This is a genomic window from Achromobacter sp. 1L-A-4-B-C2, from assembly GCF_057291955.1.
Window position 1 is genome coordinate 359252 of record NZ_JBXAWP010000003.1, and the last position, 15383, is coordinate 374634.

The following is a 15383-nucleotide window of genomic DNA, read 5'->3' on the forward strand; positions in this document are numbered from 1 at the left end:
GACGCATTCCGCCCCGGAGCCCCCAATGCACCCCAGCGCCCTGCCCGTCCCCGTTGCCCGAGTCCTTTGCCATGCCTTGATGATGGCGGGGTTGGCCATGCCGCTAAGCAGCCTGGCCAGCCCGGCCGGCGATACGTTGCGGCGCTTGCAGGGCGACGGCTGGATCACGCGCGACACCACCTTGCTGGACCTGGGCGTCAAGGACCCCGTCGTCCTCAGCAACAGCGATGCACGCCAGGAGTTCTATCTGCCCGTGCCGCGCGGCGTGCCGATCTCGGACGCCACACTGACGTTTGATGCCAGATATGCCAAGGGCGAGGCCGGCCGGACCACCTTGGTACTGTGGCTGGACGGCGTGCCGCAAACGGCGGAGCGCATCGCCGATGGCGACGGGTCGGTCACACGCAGCCTGAACGTTGATAACCGCAACCGCGAGTCCGGCTTCTTGCGCCTGGGCGTGGACTGGCAATCGGAGATCGCGCTGCGCCGCTGCGAAAGCAACCGCGCCACCGCCAATGCGCTGGTCATTTCACCGCAAACGCACCTGAGCTATCGCTACGACGCCTCGGCCATCGGCAATCTGGACGACGCGTGGGGCACGCTGCCCGGCAAGCCAGTGCTGATGGTGGCGGGCGCCAAGCTGGACCAGCAGGCCTTCGACAGCGCCTGGCGCCTGGGGGTGGCGTTGGAAAGGTCGGGCAAGCGCGTCGGGGTTCGTGCGTTCCCATCGGTAGGCGACGAGGTCGATACGCGTGGCCTGCAAGCACCGGCGGGGCTGGAACAGGTTGCGGCATTTGCCGCCGTTGCCAACAAGCCTGCGCACAAACTGGCCGGCCCGGCGGAAATCGGCGCGCTGCTGGTGTTGGGCGCCCCCGCCGTCAGCGGCGACGTCGTGATTGCCGACGCCGCGCTGCGGGGCCGCTATAACGAAGCGCTGGATGGGCTGGCCGCGCAGCTTGCCGGCGACACCGATGCGGCCGCCGCCTTCAAGAGCTGGCGCCAGGCGCGCATGCCGCTGGCAGGCACCGACCTGCCCTCGGGCGATATCCGTTTGCTGCCGCTGGGCCGGCAGGCCGTCATCGCCGTGGCGGCGGATGCCGGCGCGCAAGCGGCGGGCGCGTTCGACAGCGCATGGCGCCGCATCCTGGTCACACGGCAGGTCAACGTCAAAACGGCCACCTCGCCGCAGGCTTCCGACGACGGCGCCGTGCGCCTGACCACGCTGGGCGGATCCGCGACCAGCTTCGACGTCGTGGCGCGTGGCGACTGGACCACCACTTTCCCGCTGGGGACCGTGTCCTCGGACGGCCTGATGCCCGACGAGCTTGTGCTGGACCTGGCGGCGGCCCCCGGCGCATCGTCGACGCGGCCCGTGGCATCGGTGTTCTGGAACGGCATCTTGCTGGCCGCCCGGCAGATGGATGCCGACGGCAAACCCGAGCGCCTGACGGCGCGCGTGCCCGGCTATGCCCTGGGGGTGACCAATGCGCTGCGTGTCCAGTTCCAACGCCAGCCCGTATCGGTCGACTGCAACGAAATTCCCCAGGGCTACCCGGTAAACGTGCTGCCCACCAGCTACGTAAAGCCCGGCAAGCCGCAGCCGGACGGCACCTTTGTGGGGCTGTTGCCCCTAATGGCCGGCAACCCGCAAGTGATCATTCCGGACAGCTACCTGGCCGACGCGCCCGACAACATCAAGCGGGTGATCGGCATCGCTTCGGCAAGCGGCGTGTCGCCCACGCGCGCGGAATTATCGGTAGCGCCGGCAGGCCAGCCGTTCAAGCCGGCCCGGGCCTTCCTGGCCATGGAAGTGCCGGTGGACGGCGCCAAGCCCATGGTCCAGGTCACCGACCGCAAGCAATTGAAGGTGGATGGCCGCAACGCAAGCTGGCTGGACATCTCCGGGCTGGACCACCTGAGCACCGCCGAAGTGGTGCGCGGCAATGGCCAGGACGGTGTGCTTTGGCACACCGTGGGCCAACACCCGGGCATGCTGGACGCGCCTTTCGTGCTGAACCGCGGCAACGTGGCCGTCGTCGGCGTCAACGGACCGATTGCTTGGATAGACAGCGCCAACCCGGAAGCCAGCAACCCCGCGGGCCCCGGCGGCAGCGCGTTCTTCGAATGGCGCCGCTACATCGCCTGGAGCGTGCCGGCGATCAGCGTAGCGCTGCTGGTCCTGATATTGATCCTGATCGTGGCGCGGCGCGTGGGCCGCAAGAAGAACCGCGGCAACCCGTAAGCCGGACACCGCCATGTCTACGCTTTATTGGCCGTATTTCATCGCGGACTATTACCGCGGGCTGGAAGTGGTGACCGCCGTCGTGGGGGTCATCATCCTGCTGTCCAGCCTGGATGATCTGTTCATCGACGCCTGGTTCTGGCTGCGCGAGCTGCGCCGTTCGCTGACCGTCAAGCGACGCTACACCGCGCTGTCCGCCGAGGAGTTGCGCGCCAAGCCCGAACAGCCGCTGGCAATCATGGTGCCTGCCTGGCTGGAGTACGACGTGATCTCGTCGATGCTTGAAACCATGGTGTCCACGCTGGAATACAAGGACTACATGATCTTCGCGGGCACCTACCAGAACGACCAGCGCACCATCGACGAAGTCGAGCGGATGCGGCGGCGTTACCGCAAGCTGATCCGCGTTGAAGTGCCGCACGACGGGCCTACCTGCAAGGCCGATTGCCTGAACTGGATCGTGCAGGCCATCTTCGCGCAGAACGCGAAGCAGCCCGTGCCGTTTGCCGGCGTCATCCTGCACGACAGCGAAGACGTGCTGCATCCGCTGGAGCTCAAGTACTACAACTATCTGCTGCCGCGCATCGACTTCATCCAGCTGCCGGTCACGTCGCTGGAACGTCACTGGCACGAGCTGGTGGCCGGCACCTACATGGACGAATTCGCCGAATGGCACACCAAGGACCTCGTGGTGCGCGAGAGCTTGTCGAAGATGGTGCCGTCCGCCGGCGTGGGCACCTGCTTCTCGCGACGCGCGCTGGAGGAGCTGGCGGCCGAAACCAACAACCAGCCGTTCAATACCGACACGCTGACAGAAGACTACGACATCGGTGCGCGGTTGGCGCAGCGCGGCATGAAGCAGATCTTCGGCAAGTTCGAAGTGGAATACGTCACGCGCCGCCGCTCGTGGTTCGGCCTGGGGCCAGAAAGAGTTTCCACGATCCGCATGCCGCTGGGCGTGCGTGAGTATTTTCCGAACACGTTTCGCACCGCGTACCGGCAAAAGGCGCGCTGGACATTGGGCATCGGTTTGCAAGGGTGGCAACAAGTGGGCTGGACCGGGTCCCTGGCCAATCGGTACCTGCTGTTTCGTGACCGCAAGGGTCTGGTGACGTCCTTTATCGCCATCCTGGCCTACGTGTTGCTGGCGAACTTCTTCGTGTTCTTCCTGGCCGATAAATTTGGATGGTGGAAGGTGTACTACCCGTCGTATTTCCGGCCCGGAGGATGGTTGGTGATTTTGATGTGGCTCAACGCCGTGGCGCTGCTGCTTCGCGTTGTGCAGCGCGCGTACTTCGTCGGGCGCATGTATGGCTGGGAACACGCGGTGCTGTCGATTCCCCGCATGATCGTGGGCAACTTCATCAACGCCATGGCCGCGGCGCGCGCATGGCGTCTGTTCATCGCACACCTGATCACGGGCAAGCGACTGGCATGGGACAAGACCATGCACGACTTCCCCAGCACGGACCAGTTATCGCAGCAACGCCAGCGGCTTGGCGAATTGTTGTTGTCCTGGCAGGCCATTGACCAGGACACGCTGGCGCGCGCGCTTGAGATCCAGGCGCGCGAAAAAAAGCCGTTGGGACAGATCCTGACCGAGCAAGGCTGGTTGGACGAAGGCACGCTAAGCGAAGCCATCGACTTTCAACAATCAGGACAGGCGACCACACCGCCGCACTCCAAAGACAAACCCGCGCCGACATGACACCGTTGACCCGTTCGCTGATTCTGTCCGCCGCCCTGGCCACCATGGGGGTTGCGCCGCCAGCCAGCGCGCAAAGCGCCACGCCCGCCACCGCGAAAACGGAATCGCCGCTGGAAGGCGCCGCGTTTCGGTTTGCCGAAGAGGCTTACAAGAATTTCGATGCCGGCAACTATGAGCTGGCTGCGCGGCAGGCCGCATCGGCCATTGTGCTGCGCCCGGACGTGGAACGCTTGCACCTGCTGCGAATCTACGCGCTGCAAAAACAAGGCAAGCTGAAAGAAGCCGACCAGGCCGCCGCCGACGCCATCAAGGAAGGCATCGATACGCCAGCGTTACGGCAGGCCCGCGCCAATCTGCGCGCGGCACCGCCAGCCGCCTCGGCTTCCACGCCCGCCCCGGCGACCGTGCCTGGGCCAGGGCCGGGGCCCGGTACTGCTGCCGCCACCGCGCCCGGCTCCGCATCGGCCGCTGCATCGGCCTCTGCATCGCCTGCCGCATCCCCCGCCGCCTCGGCCTACCGTCGCGGCTATCCCATCGCCACACGCGCCTACGCCGACTACAAGCGCGGCGACTATGCCGCTGCCGCAAGCGGCGCCGAGCGCGCATTTCGCATCGACCCCAAGCAAGGCGCCTGGGCCATGCTGTGGCTGGACGCGTTGGAAGCGCAGAACCAATACGCCCAGGCCGACGCCGCCATCGACCGCGCAATTGCGCTGGGCGCTCCGAACAAAAAGGATCTGGCTGCTCGGCGCCAGACGATGGCAGCGCGCATGGCCGCCAAACAGGCCGATGCCGCCTACCAGGCATTAAGCAACAACCGTGTGGATGATGCCGTGCCGTTGGCGCGCCAGGCCGTGGCGGCGTCACCCAACACCGCCAGCTATCGCATGCTGCTGATAACGGCGCTGATGCAAAGCGACCGCCTGGCCGAAGCCGAAGCGGCCGCCACCGACGCCATCAACGCCACCCGCGCGCCCAACGGCAACGTTACGGCACTGGTCATGCGCGGCTACCTGCGCCAGCGCCAAGGCAAGACCGATCTGGCGAACGGGGACTTTGACGCGGCGCTCAAGCAAGGACAATTAACCGAAGCCCAGCGCCGCAACGTCCGGCTGCTGGCCGCCGACGCCGCATTGGCCGGCGGCGAAAATGTCCGCGCGCTGGCTTTGATGACGCCATTGGGCAACCAGGACAACGCCGCCGATGCGCGGATAAAACGTGCGCGTTCCCGGCCCGCCGTGCCCGCCACGCTGACGCTGGCCAATTACCCCGCGCCTGTCCAGGACTGCCGCAACACATCGCCCGGCGCCTACTGCGAACTGCTGCCGTCCGACGCGGTCGGCAGCGGCGGCCCCGCCGCGCGGGCCTATGCCGCCTATGCGCGCGAAGATTATGCCGAAGCCATCGCTCAGGCCCGCCTGGCCGTCGAGCAAGACCCGGCCAACCCGGAATACCAGCGGCTGTTGACCACCACGCTTGCGGCCGGCAAAGGCGCACAGCTGGCCGAGGCCCATCAACGCATGACCGACGCGCTGGTGCCACAACCCAACGACCCCACGCTGCTGATGCAGCGCGGCTACCTGCGCCAACGTATGAAGCAGCCGGCCCTGGCATTGCAAGACTTCCAGGCCGCGCGCGCCACCGGCAAGGCGCCGCCCACGGTGATCCTGGACGAAGGTTATGCGCGCGCCGGCGCGGGCGACAAGCGCGGCGCGGTGGCCGATTTAAAGCACGCTATCGATGAAGCCGATGCCGGCAAACTGGAACTGACACCGCAGCAGCGCTTCGACACGCGCAGCGGCGTTGCCGAGTTGTCGCGCGAATGGGGCGGCTACGTGTCCGCCGGCTATCGCGGCGCGCGACCGGCGTCCTCCGGGCTGGGCGGCGCGGCAATCACGGTGCCTGGCGACGCCGTCTTCAGCACGGCCGAGATCTTCTGGCGCCCGGCTGACTTCCTGAATTCGGCCACGCAGACCTTCGAGTTGTATGGCCGCTTTTCCAACACCTTGTATGACAAAGGCGGCAAGACGACCGGCCAGACCGTCGCCGACCCATGCGGGGGCAGCATCGATGTCGCAGAGACCCGCAACGAAGGCATCGCGGGCTTGCCCACGACGATCGGGTCGCTGGGCATGCGCTTCACGCCATCCACCGAGGTGGGCCTGACGTTCGGCATTGAACGGCAGTTCAACCTGGGCACCGCCACGCGCCAGGGCACGTTCAGCCCCGCGCCGGCCGCCCTGCGTTGCGCGCTGAATCAGACGAATCAATCGCCCCACTACCAGACCACGGCGGACAACGGCGCGTGGCTGGCCTACATCACCTATGGCTTGTACGAAGGCACGAACCTGCGCATCGACCGCCCCGACTGGTTCACGATGGAAGGCTATTTGCAGGGCGGCTATTCCTGGCAGGACATGCCCGCAAAATTCTGGCTGCGCAACAACGCCACCGGCGAAGACAGCGACAAGGTCTCGGGCCGCATGAAACGCGACCAGGCGTTTGGCGCCGGTGAACTGCGGGTGGGCCGCAGCTATCGGATGGATGCCATCAGCGACCGGCTGGTGTTCTTTCCGTATGCGGTCGTGGGCGCCGACTGGCTGTGGAACAAGAACCGCGCCTCCTTCAACATCCAAGGCGATTCATATTCCATCGACCAACAAGGCAATGGCTCGTCATGGTCACTGGGCGCGGGCCCCGGCTTCAACGTGCGTTACTGGTTCCGCGAAGACCGCTACAACGCGCCACGATCCTATCTGGACCTGACCACGCAGTACCGTTTCAACATCGGCGGGGGCGCGGCCGACCGGGCGCGCGGGCTGTTCGTCAACCTGACGCTGTCGTACTAGACGCGCGCGTCCAGCCAGGCGCGCATCAGCGCCCGCGCCTCGGGCGTGTTGTCGATGACCCAGGGGTCAATCGCAAACGCCACCACCCGCTTGGCGCCATAGCCGCGCGCGACTTCCCACTGTTGCTTGACGCGATCGAAGTCCGCCGAGCGTGCCTTGAAGGTCGAGCCGTCGGTGCTGCCCGAGGGCAGTTCTTCGAACAGTTCCAGGACCAGATCGAACGATGCGCGGCGCGCCAGCAGCATGTCATGCAGCGGCGCAAGCGCCTGGTAGTTGGCCAGGCCGGACACGCCCACGCCATCCTGGATCATGGGATGAATCGCCACCTGGTCCAGGATGGCGCTCCACAGGTTCATCAGCGAACCGTCGGTGGGCAGGCGGGAATGGTAGGTGGAAATACAGGGCGGGCGCCCCCGGCTGGTGTCCTGCGCCGCGCGCGACAAGGCGTCCAGCCACGGCATCAGCAACGCTTGCCGCGCGGCAGAGGCCCAGTTGTATTGTTCCAGCTCGTAGGGCAGGTACCACCCACGAAACGACCTGCGCTTGGGCCAGGGCGCGGCCTGCATGTACGCCACGCCGCGCGTGCGGGTGTGGTCCAGGTAGGCTGCCAATGCCCGCGGGTTGGCATTGCCCAGCATCTCCCACCAGCGTTGGTCGTAAGGCAGGCCCACATGCACGCCCAGGCCCTGGTGTTCGGCCTCATCGAAAATCATGCGCAGCGTGGCATCGGACGCCATCCAGTCGTCAGGGCGTCCGCCTTCCAGGCCAACCCATTGCAGGAAGATCTCGCGGCATCCCAGGCGCCGATAGGCGGACAGCCGCACGCGCCAGTCTTCAGGCGTCAAATCCAGATGGCTGCGCCACAGTTGCAGAAACGTGGCGTTCAAGGACAGGGGTGGCGCACAGGCGGCCAAGGGCGCCAGCGCGCCCACGGCCAGCGCCTGCAACAGGCGCCGGCGGGCGGGAGAGGAAAGCGGTTGACGTATCAGGGGTAAGCCCGTCCCGCTGGGTCAGCCCCGATTGCCGAACATGCCGGACAACGAGGCCAGCAGATCGGTGGGGTTGAAATCCTGGCCAGGCTGGACCTCGCCTTGCGGCGTAGCCTTGTCCACCAGTTGCGGCAACAGCGACGACAGCGAGCCCAGCACCGAATCGGTGTCCTGCCCGGTCTTGGCGGCCAGTTCGTTGACGACGCCCGGGTCCAGCACGGCGCCCAGCTGGTCGGGACTGACGGGCAGGTTCTGCCCCGTGCCCACCCAAGACGCCACGATTTCGCTCAAGCCGCCCTTCTGAAAGCTGGCGATCAGGCCAGTAAGACCACCCGGATATTTGTTCAATTGTTCGATCAGCGCCGGCAGCAGCGATGCCGAGCCTCCTTGCTGACCGCCGCCGGCCATCGAGGCCAAGGTATCCAACAAGCTCATCGCGGTGCTCCTGAAAAGTGGGAAAACCAGTATAGGGCCGGGACCGGCGCGCGGCATGTCAAGGCGGTTACCCGAGGCCGGATCTTTGCAAAACTTGTAAATCCGGCCGCTGGGCGGGATCAACGCGGCAGAGTGGGCGCCTGGGATGCCTGCGACGCCCGCAGCGCCCGCAGCGCTTTCTGGCCCGCGCGCCCGTCGGCGGGCAGCCCCAATTCACGTTGGGCGGCTTGCAAGGCCTGACGCGTGCGGGTGCCCACCATCCCATCGGGTTCGCCCACGTCATAGCCCTTGGCGATCAACAAGCGTTGCAGTTCGCGGCGTTCCGCCCGCGACAGCCCCGGGTCGTCGGTGGGCCAGGCTTGCAGCAGCGGGCCGCCGCCGCGCAAACGGTCCGACAGATGGGCGATGGCCAGGGCATAGCTTTCGGCCGCGTTGTACGAATACAGCGCATCGAAATTGCGAGTTACGAGAAACGCGGGGCCTTTCCTGCCGGCCGGCAGCAGCAGGCCGACGGGCGTATCGCCCGCGGGCAGCGCTTGCCCGTCCGCGCGGGTCACGCCTTGTTTTGCCCACGCGGACATTGCCCGTTTGTTCTTGCGCCCCGCCCCGGCCGTATCCAGCGCGGCGGGCAGGCGGACTTCATAGCCCCAGACCAATTGCGGATTCCAGCCGGCGCGTTTCAGGAAATTGGCGGTTGAGGCCAGTGCGTCGGGCACGCTGTCGACCAGGTCGCGGCGGCCGTCGCCATCAAAATCCACCGCCAGCCGAAGATAGGTCGACGGCATGAACTGCGTTTGACCAAATGCGCCGGCCCACGAACCCACCAGCCGCTCCGGCGCGATGTGTTCGTCCTGGATGATTTTCAGCGTCGAAAAAAATTCGCCTCGGAAATACGCTTGCCGCCGGCCAAAGCACGACAGCGTGGACAGGGACGTCAACAAGGGGCGCCCGCCCAGCGTACGGCCGAAGTTGCTCTCCACACCCCAGACCGCCGCGATGGTGGCTGGGTCAACCTGATAGCGCGACGCCGCACGCGCCAGGTCAGCCTGCCAGCGCGCCATGCCCGCCTGCCCGTCCGCCACGCGCTCGTCATCCACCAGGCCCGCCATGTAGTCCCAGATGGGCGTCTTGAATTCGGGCTGTGCATCCAGCAGATCGATGACCGCCATGTCGGGCGACAAGCCCGCCGTATGGGTGTCGAAGGTGGCGGCGGACACGCCCGCTTTCTGCGCGGGGCCGCGCAGCTGCGACAGGCAGGCGGCGTAAGGATCGGCCGCCTGGGCGCCGAAAGCGGGCACGGCAAGCGCCGCGCAGCAAAGTGCCCGGGCCAGGGCGGATGTGCTCGGTAAGGACACTTTCATGTTTAACGTTCCTGCGATGTCGGGGCGTCCACATCGCCTTGCAGGCGGCGGGTCCAATCTTCAACCTGCCCGGCCTGGGCGCGCTTTTCGAACAGCGCCCGCCAGTTCGGCGACAGTTCGGGCAGCGCGGCCAAGGCGTGCAGCACATCGGCCTCCAGCACGCGCCGGTTCAGCACGTCTTGCACGCGGGCAAGCGGCCATTGTGCATGCGGGCGTTCGGACAGCGTCAGCGTGTCGCCCGCGCACAGCCAGCCCTCTTGCAGCACGCGGTAATACCAGCCCGTCATGCCGCTGGCCTGCACGCGGGCCGCCATGCCGCGCCGGGCGAATCGGTGATCCAGTTTCCAGCACGGCTGGCGCGCTTGCGACACCTGGATCAAGGCGGTGCCGGCGCGGAACACATCGCCCACGCAAACATCGGCTTCGGTCATGCCTTGGGTGGAAATGTTTTCGCCGAATGCGCCCGGCGCCTGCAATACCGCGCGTTCGCCCAGCTCGGCTTGCCAGGCGGGATAGTGTTCGCGGGCGTAATGATGCAGCGCCTTTTCCGGGCCGCCATGAAAACGGCGGTCGGCTTGTTCGTCGCCGCGCAGCCCTTCGGCCCCCAGCCACAGGCGCTGGGCAACCGGGTGTTTGTCGATACCGCTATCTCGGCCGGAATCGCCCAGCGGACGCACGGTGCCGGACAGCAAGGCATCAATGGTGATCGGTTTCATCGGGTGTTCGGTTCCGGCTGGTCGGCTTGCAACGCGGCCAGCTCGGCGTCGTCGAACCCCGCCGCGCGGCGCGCTTCCAGGTTGAACGGGCCGCGCAACCGGGGGGCGTCATAACGCCGCGCCAGGTCGGCGTAGCAGGCCACGGGCTCCAGGCCCGATTGGGCGCATAGGTGCTTGAACCAATGGTTGCCGATGGCCACATGGCCGATCTCGTCGCGCAGGATGATGTCGACGATGGCCGCGCTGGGCGCGTCCCCTGCCCCGGCCAGCTTGTTGCGGATCATGGGCGAGGCGTCCAGCCCGCGCGCCTCCAGCGTACGCGGCACCAGCGCCAGGCGCGCAAGCAGGTCGCCCCGCGTGCGCTCGGCCATGTCCCACAAGCCGTTGTGCGCGGGAAAGTCGCCATAGGCGTAGCCCAGCGCCGCCAACCGCTGGCGCAACAGGTCGAAGTGATAGGCCTCTTCGCGCGCCACGCGCAGCCAGTCGCGATAGAACGCGTCGGGCATGCCGGCAAAACGCCACAGAATATCCAGCGCCAGATTGACCGCGTTGAATTCAATATGGGCCAGCGCGTGCAGCAGCGCGGCGCGGCCTTCGACCGTGGCCATGGACCGATGCCTGACCTGCGCGGGCGGCACCAATTCGGGATGTTCCGGCCGGCCGGGCAAGCCGTGCGGCGCGACGAATTCGCGGGTGCGGTCCAGCGGCGCGCTATCGGCGATATGGTGCACGGCCGCCAGTTTTTCCGGCCACGTCTTGGCGGCAAGCGCGGACAAGGCCTGCCCGCGCAAGCATTCCGCAATCGGCGCGGCATCTGCCGCGGCGATGGTGTTGCTGTCCATGGTGTTTCCAATCCCAGGCGGCCCGTGCCGCCGCAATCCCTGAAAAAGCCCACGGTTTCAAACCCGCGTGCTGGCGAAGACTTTATCATTCACGGATGGATTCCCTGCGCTTGACCATTGAAACCGACCCGTCCCGCATCGACGCCCATGCCTGGGACGCGCTGGCCGGTGATCAACCCTTTCTGCGGCACGCGTTCTTGTGCGCGCTGCATGAGACGGGATGCGCCGCGCCGGCCTCGGGCTGGGCGCCGCATTATCTGGCACTGTGGCGTGACGGCGCGCTGGCTGCCGCCACGCCGCTTTACCTGAAGTCGCACTCGCGTGGCGAATACGTGTTCGACTACGCCTGGGCCGACGCCTTCCAGCGCCACGGCATGCGCTATTACCCCAAGCTGCTGTCGGCCATTCCGTTCACGCCCGTCACGGGGCCGCGGCTGTTGGCCACCAACGACGAAGACCGCGCCACGCTGGTGCGCGGACTGGTCGCCTTTGCCGAGGAAATCAAGGTGTCGTCGCTACACCTGCTGTTTCCGGCGGACGAGGACATGCACGTGCTGCGCGAGGCCGGCTTCATGATCCGGGAAAGCGTGCAGTTTCATTGGACCAACCCGGGCTACGCGGATTTTGACGCGTTCCTGGCGCTGATGAGCCACGACAAGCGCAAGAAGATCCGCCAGGACCGCAAGAAGGTCGCCGCCGCCGGCTTGTCTTTCCGCTGGTTGCGCGGTGGCGACATTACCCCCGCCGACCTTGGCTTTTTCTACGATTGTTATTGCCGCACGTATTTCAACCACGGCAATCCGCCCTATCTGAACCGCGATTTCTTTGAACGCGCGCATCGGGAACAGCCGGACGCGTTTGTATTGATCCTGGCCGAACGCGACGGCGTGCGGGTGGCGGCAGCGCTGAATCTGGCGGGCGGCGACGTGCTGTATGGGCGCTATTGGGGCGCCACCGAATACGTGCCGGGCCTGCATTTCGAGACCTGTTATATGCAGTCGATTGCGTACTGCATCGCGCATGGCATCCGCCGTTTTGAAGGCGGCGCGCAAGGCGAACACAAGATGGCGCGCGGCTTGTTGCCGACGCCGACATGGTCGGCGCACTGGGTGGCGCACCCCGGTTTTGCCGAGGCGATCCAGAACTTCCTGGACGAAGAAACCTCGGCGGTCACGGACTATCTGGGCGAACTGGAATCGCACACGCCGTTCAAGGGCAGCGCCTAGCGCGCCAGCGTGGTAATTCCTACAGAAAGCGGTCCAGCAGCTTGCGGCTGTGCTTGTCCAGCGCCAGGATGTCGCGCACCAGATAGAAGATGCCGTGGCTGTCGGCAATCAGCAGCGTCTGCGGGCTCAGCCTGCGGATGTCTTCCTCGCCGCGCAGCGTGAAAGACGTGGGGCCGCGATCCGTTTCAACCTTCCAGGTGCTGGGCGTGGCAAAGGTCGATACGCTGGCCAGCTTGCGGATTTCGGGCATGAATTCACGCCCGGCAAGCTCTTCTTCGATCAGCGCCCGTTGCTGCGCTGGCACGTCGGACAGGTGCTCGATCCACAGCAGTTCGTGGCCGTCGCTGGTCACCAGCGACAGGCCGCGTCCCGCTTCGCTGATGGGGAAGGCGCGCACGGGGATGACGCCTTCGTGCGTCTGGCCGTCGGCGGATTGATATTCCAGACGCCCAAAGGCATTGCGGCGTAGCTGAAAGGTCGGCAACGTCATGAAGATAATCCCGGTTCGGCGTCAGGCCACGGCGGCCATGTCTTCGCTGCCCGACGCCTGCGCGTCGGCTTCCGCCTGGCGCGCTTGCGCCTGGTAGAGGCGATAGTAGGCGCCCTCGCGGGCCATCAGTTCTTCGTGCGGCCCTTGCTCGACGATCTGGCCACGGTCCAGGACGACCAGCCGATCCGCCTTGCGCAGCGTGCTCAACCGGTGCGCGATGGCGATGGTGGTGCGGCCACGGACCAGGTTGTCCAACGCCTTCTGAATTTCCTTTTCGGTGGTGGTGTCCACCGACGACGTGGCTTCGTCCAGGATCAGGATGCGCGGGTCGATAAGCAACGCGCGCGCAATCGAGATGCGCTGGCGTTCACCGCCGGACAGGGCTTGGCCGCGTTCGCCCACCAGCGAATCGTAGCCGTGCGGCAGTCGCAGGATGAATTCATGCGCATGGGCGGCACGGGCCGCTGCGACGATTTCATCGCGGGTGGCATCAGGCTTGCCGTAGGCAATGTTCTCGGCAATGGTGCCGAAAAACAGGAAAGGCTCTTGCAGCACCAAGCCGATGTTGCGCCGATAGTCGGTCACGCGCACCGAGCGGATGTCGATGCCGTCCACCAGCACCGCGCCTTCGGATACGTCGTAGAAACGGCAGATCAAGTTGATCAACGTGCTCTTGCCCGAGCCGCTGTGACCAACCAGCCCAATCATTTCGCCCGGGGCGATGGTCAGGTTCAGCCCGCGTATCACCTGGCGGTTGCCGTAGCGAAAGCCCACGTCGCGCAATTCGATGCGGCCGTTGATGTGCGGCAGCGTGGCCGGCTTTTGCGGTTCCGGCACGCTGGACACATGGTCCAGCACGTCAAAGATGCGCTTGGCGCCGGCAGCGGCCTTTTGCGTGACCGACACAATGCGGCTCATGGAATCCAGGCGCAGATAAAAGCGCCCGATATACGCCAAAAACGCAGCCAATACGCCGACCGTGATCTGCTTTTGCGACACCTGCCAGATACCGAATATCCACACCACCAGCAGCCCCACTTCCGTCAACAACGTGACGGTGGGCGAAAACAGCGACCACGTGGTGTTGACGCGGTCGTTCACTTCCAGATTGCGATTATTGGCTTCGCGAAAACGCGCGACTTCACGCTTTTCCTGAGCGAATGCCTTGACCACGCGAATGCCGGGAATGGTGTCGGCCAGCACGTTGGTGATTTCGGACCAGATGCGGTCAACCTTTTCAAAGCCGTGGCGCAGGCGGTCACGCACGGCGTGAATCATCCAGATAATGAACGGCAGTGGCACAAGCGTCACCAAGGCCAGCCACGGGTTGATCGACACCAGGATCACCGCCGTCATCACAATCATCAGGATGTCGGTGGCGAAGTCCAGCAGGTGCAAAGACAGGAACACGCAAATGCGGTCGGTCTCGCTACCGATGCGGGAAATCAGGTCGCCCGTGCGCTTGCCGCCAAAGTACTCCAGCGACAGTTGCTGCAAGTGCTCATAGGTAGTGGTGCGCAAATCGGCGCCGATACGCTCGCTGACCCAGGCCAGGATGTAGGTTCGGGCCCACCCCAGCCCCCAGGCCAGGAAGGCGGACGCCAGCAAGCCGCTGAGATACATGCGCACCTTGCTGTAGTCGATAGGCGCGCCGTTCTGGAACGGAATCAACACGTCGTCCATCAGCGGCATGGTCAGGTAAGGCGGCACCAAGGTCGCGGCCGTACCCAGCAACGTCAGCACGAAACCGACCAGCAAGTGGCCGCGATACGGCCGCGCAAACCGCCAAAGCCGCAACAACGCCCACGTGGACGACGGTGCGGCTTGTTCCTGGTTGCAGGTCGGGCATTCTTCCTCGCCTGCGGGGATAACGTTATTACAGACGGTGCAATTGCGTTCCTGCGGCGCTTCTTCGGCTTTGCCCGAAAGCCGGATCGCCTGCTGCGATTCAAACTGCGCCAACAGGCGCAGCGCGGCCGGGTTGCGGGCCAGCGTGAAACGCCAGACGGCCAGACGCGCCGTGTCGTCGTGCAATTCCAGCACGGCGGCCCCAGCGTGGTCCGTCAGATTAAGCGTTAATTGCGGCCCGTAGGCCCACGAATCCCAACCGTTATCGGCGGAATTTCGGGCTAGAAGGCGCCGGTCAGTCGCGGCGACCAGCCCCGGCTGGAACTTCAGCCGCTGGTCCAGGTCTATTTCAACCCAGGCCAGCAAGGTTTCGCCATCCGCTAATTCAGCGCGGATTTCATCCCGCCAGCGGGCAGGAAAGGCATCGGCAAGGCCGGAAAGCAGGTGTGGTTTTTTCATTGGAACGCATACCGGGCCAGGACTCTGCCCTACTAGGCGGCAACCGGTTTACCACCTATGGCGGCAAACGTGTCCCTTCCTTACAACACAACGAGTTCACGCCTTGAAGGCGTCGTATAGTAGCAGCCGATTTTTCTAATTAGGAATATCTGGGATCCCCCACTCGTTGGCATTATTCTTACAGCGCAACCCCAAAAATTCGCAATAAATTCGCGGTC

11 protein-coding genes are annotated in these 15383 nt (G+C 65.4%); 4 read left to right on the forward strand and 7 right to left on the reverse strand.

The window, feature by feature from the left end:
• Positions 1–25 precede the first annotated feature (25 nt).
• The 3 genes from AC0Z35_RS15175 to AC0Z35_RS15185 are packed head-to-tail and all read left to right on the forward strand — an operon-like array spanning position 26 to position 6799.
• On the forward strand, positions 26–2242 hold the full coding sequence (locus tag AC0Z35_RS15175) for a cellulose biosynthesis cyclic di-GMP-binding regulatory protein BcsB (protein WP_485132371.1): 2217 nt from the start codon (positions 26–28) through the stop codon (positions 2240–2242).
• A 13-nt stretch (positions 2243–2255) separates the two neighbouring features.
• Complete coding sequence (locus AC0Z35_RS15180; RefSeq protein WP_485132370.1) at positions 2256–3950, forward strand: glycosyl transferase family protein; 1695 nt, start codon at positions 2256–2258, stop codon at positions 3948–3950.
• Entirely contained in the window at positions 3947–6799 is a 2853-nt protein-coding gene (locus AC0Z35_RS15185; RefSeq protein ID WP_485132369.1) for an NfrA family protein, read from the forward strand. The genes AC0Z35_RS15180 and AC0Z35_RS15185 overlap by 4 nt, the downstream gene beginning before the upstream one ends.
• Here AC0Z35_RS15185 and AC0Z35_RS15190 read toward each other — a convergent pair.
• The 5 genes from AC0Z35_RS15190 to AC0Z35_RS15210 form a co-directional block, all read right to left on the reverse strand.
• A complete protein-coding gene (locus AC0Z35_RS15190; RefSeq protein WP_104143122.1) occupies positions 6796–7746 on the reverse strand; it encodes a DUF4434 domain-containing protein in 951 nt (316 codons plus the stop codon). The genes AC0Z35_RS15185 and AC0Z35_RS15190 overlap by 4 nt on opposite strands.
• Before the next feature lie 63 nt (positions 7747–7809).
• On the reverse strand, positions 7810–8223 hold the full coding sequence (locus AC0Z35_RS15195; RefSeq protein ID WP_104143120.1) for a YidB family protein: 414 nt from the start codon (positions 8221–8223) through the stop codon (positions 7810–7812).
• Between the two features lie 119 nt (positions 8224–8342).
• Positions 8343–9584 carry a lytic murein transglycosylase gene (locus tag AC0Z35_RS15200; RefSeq protein WP_485132368.1) on the reverse strand — a complete coding sequence of 414 codons (1242 nt, stop codon included), beginning with the start codon at positions 9582–9584 and terminating at the stop codon, positions 8343–8345.
• Positions 9585–9586: 2 nt separating this feature from the next.
• Complete coding sequence (locus AC0Z35_RS15205) at positions 9587–10300, reverse strand: MOSC domain-containing protein (RefSeq protein ID WP_485132367.1); 714 nt, start codon at positions 10298–10300, stop codon at positions 9587–9589.
• Positions 10297–11142, reverse strand: a complete 846-nt coding sequence (locus tag AC0Z35_RS15210; protein ID WP_485132366.1) for a ferritin-like domain-containing protein — start codon at positions 11140–11142, stop codon at positions 10297–10299. The genes AC0Z35_RS15205 and AC0Z35_RS15210 overlap by 4 nt, the downstream gene beginning before the upstream one ends.
• Positions 11143–11237: 95 nt before the next feature.
• Between AC0Z35_RS15210 and AC0Z35_RS15215 the strand changes: the two genes are divergently transcribed.
• Positions 11238–12368 (forward strand): GNAT family N-acetyltransferase, encoded by a 1131-nt coding sequence (locus tag AC0Z35_RS15215; RefSeq protein ID WP_485132365.1) that lies wholly within the window; start codon positions 11238–11240, stop codon positions 12366–12368.
• 19 nt (positions 12369–12387) lie between these two features.
• Here AC0Z35_RS15215 and AC0Z35_RS15220 read toward each other — a convergent pair whose 3' ends face one another.
• Positions 12388–12858: a cyanophycin metabolism-associated DUF1854 family protein gene (locus tag AC0Z35_RS15220; RefSeq protein WP_485132364.1), complete on the reverse strand. Its 471-nt coding sequence runs from the start codon at positions 12856–12858 to the stop codon at positions 12388–12390.
• Between the two features lie 21 nt (positions 12859–12879).
• Positions 12880–15165, reverse strand: coding sequence for a cyanophycin metabolism-associated ABC transporter (locus AC0Z35_RS15225; protein WP_046802704.1), 2286 nt, complete (start codon positions 15163–15165; stop codon positions 12880–12882).
• Positions 15166–15383: the final 218 nt, after the last annotated feature.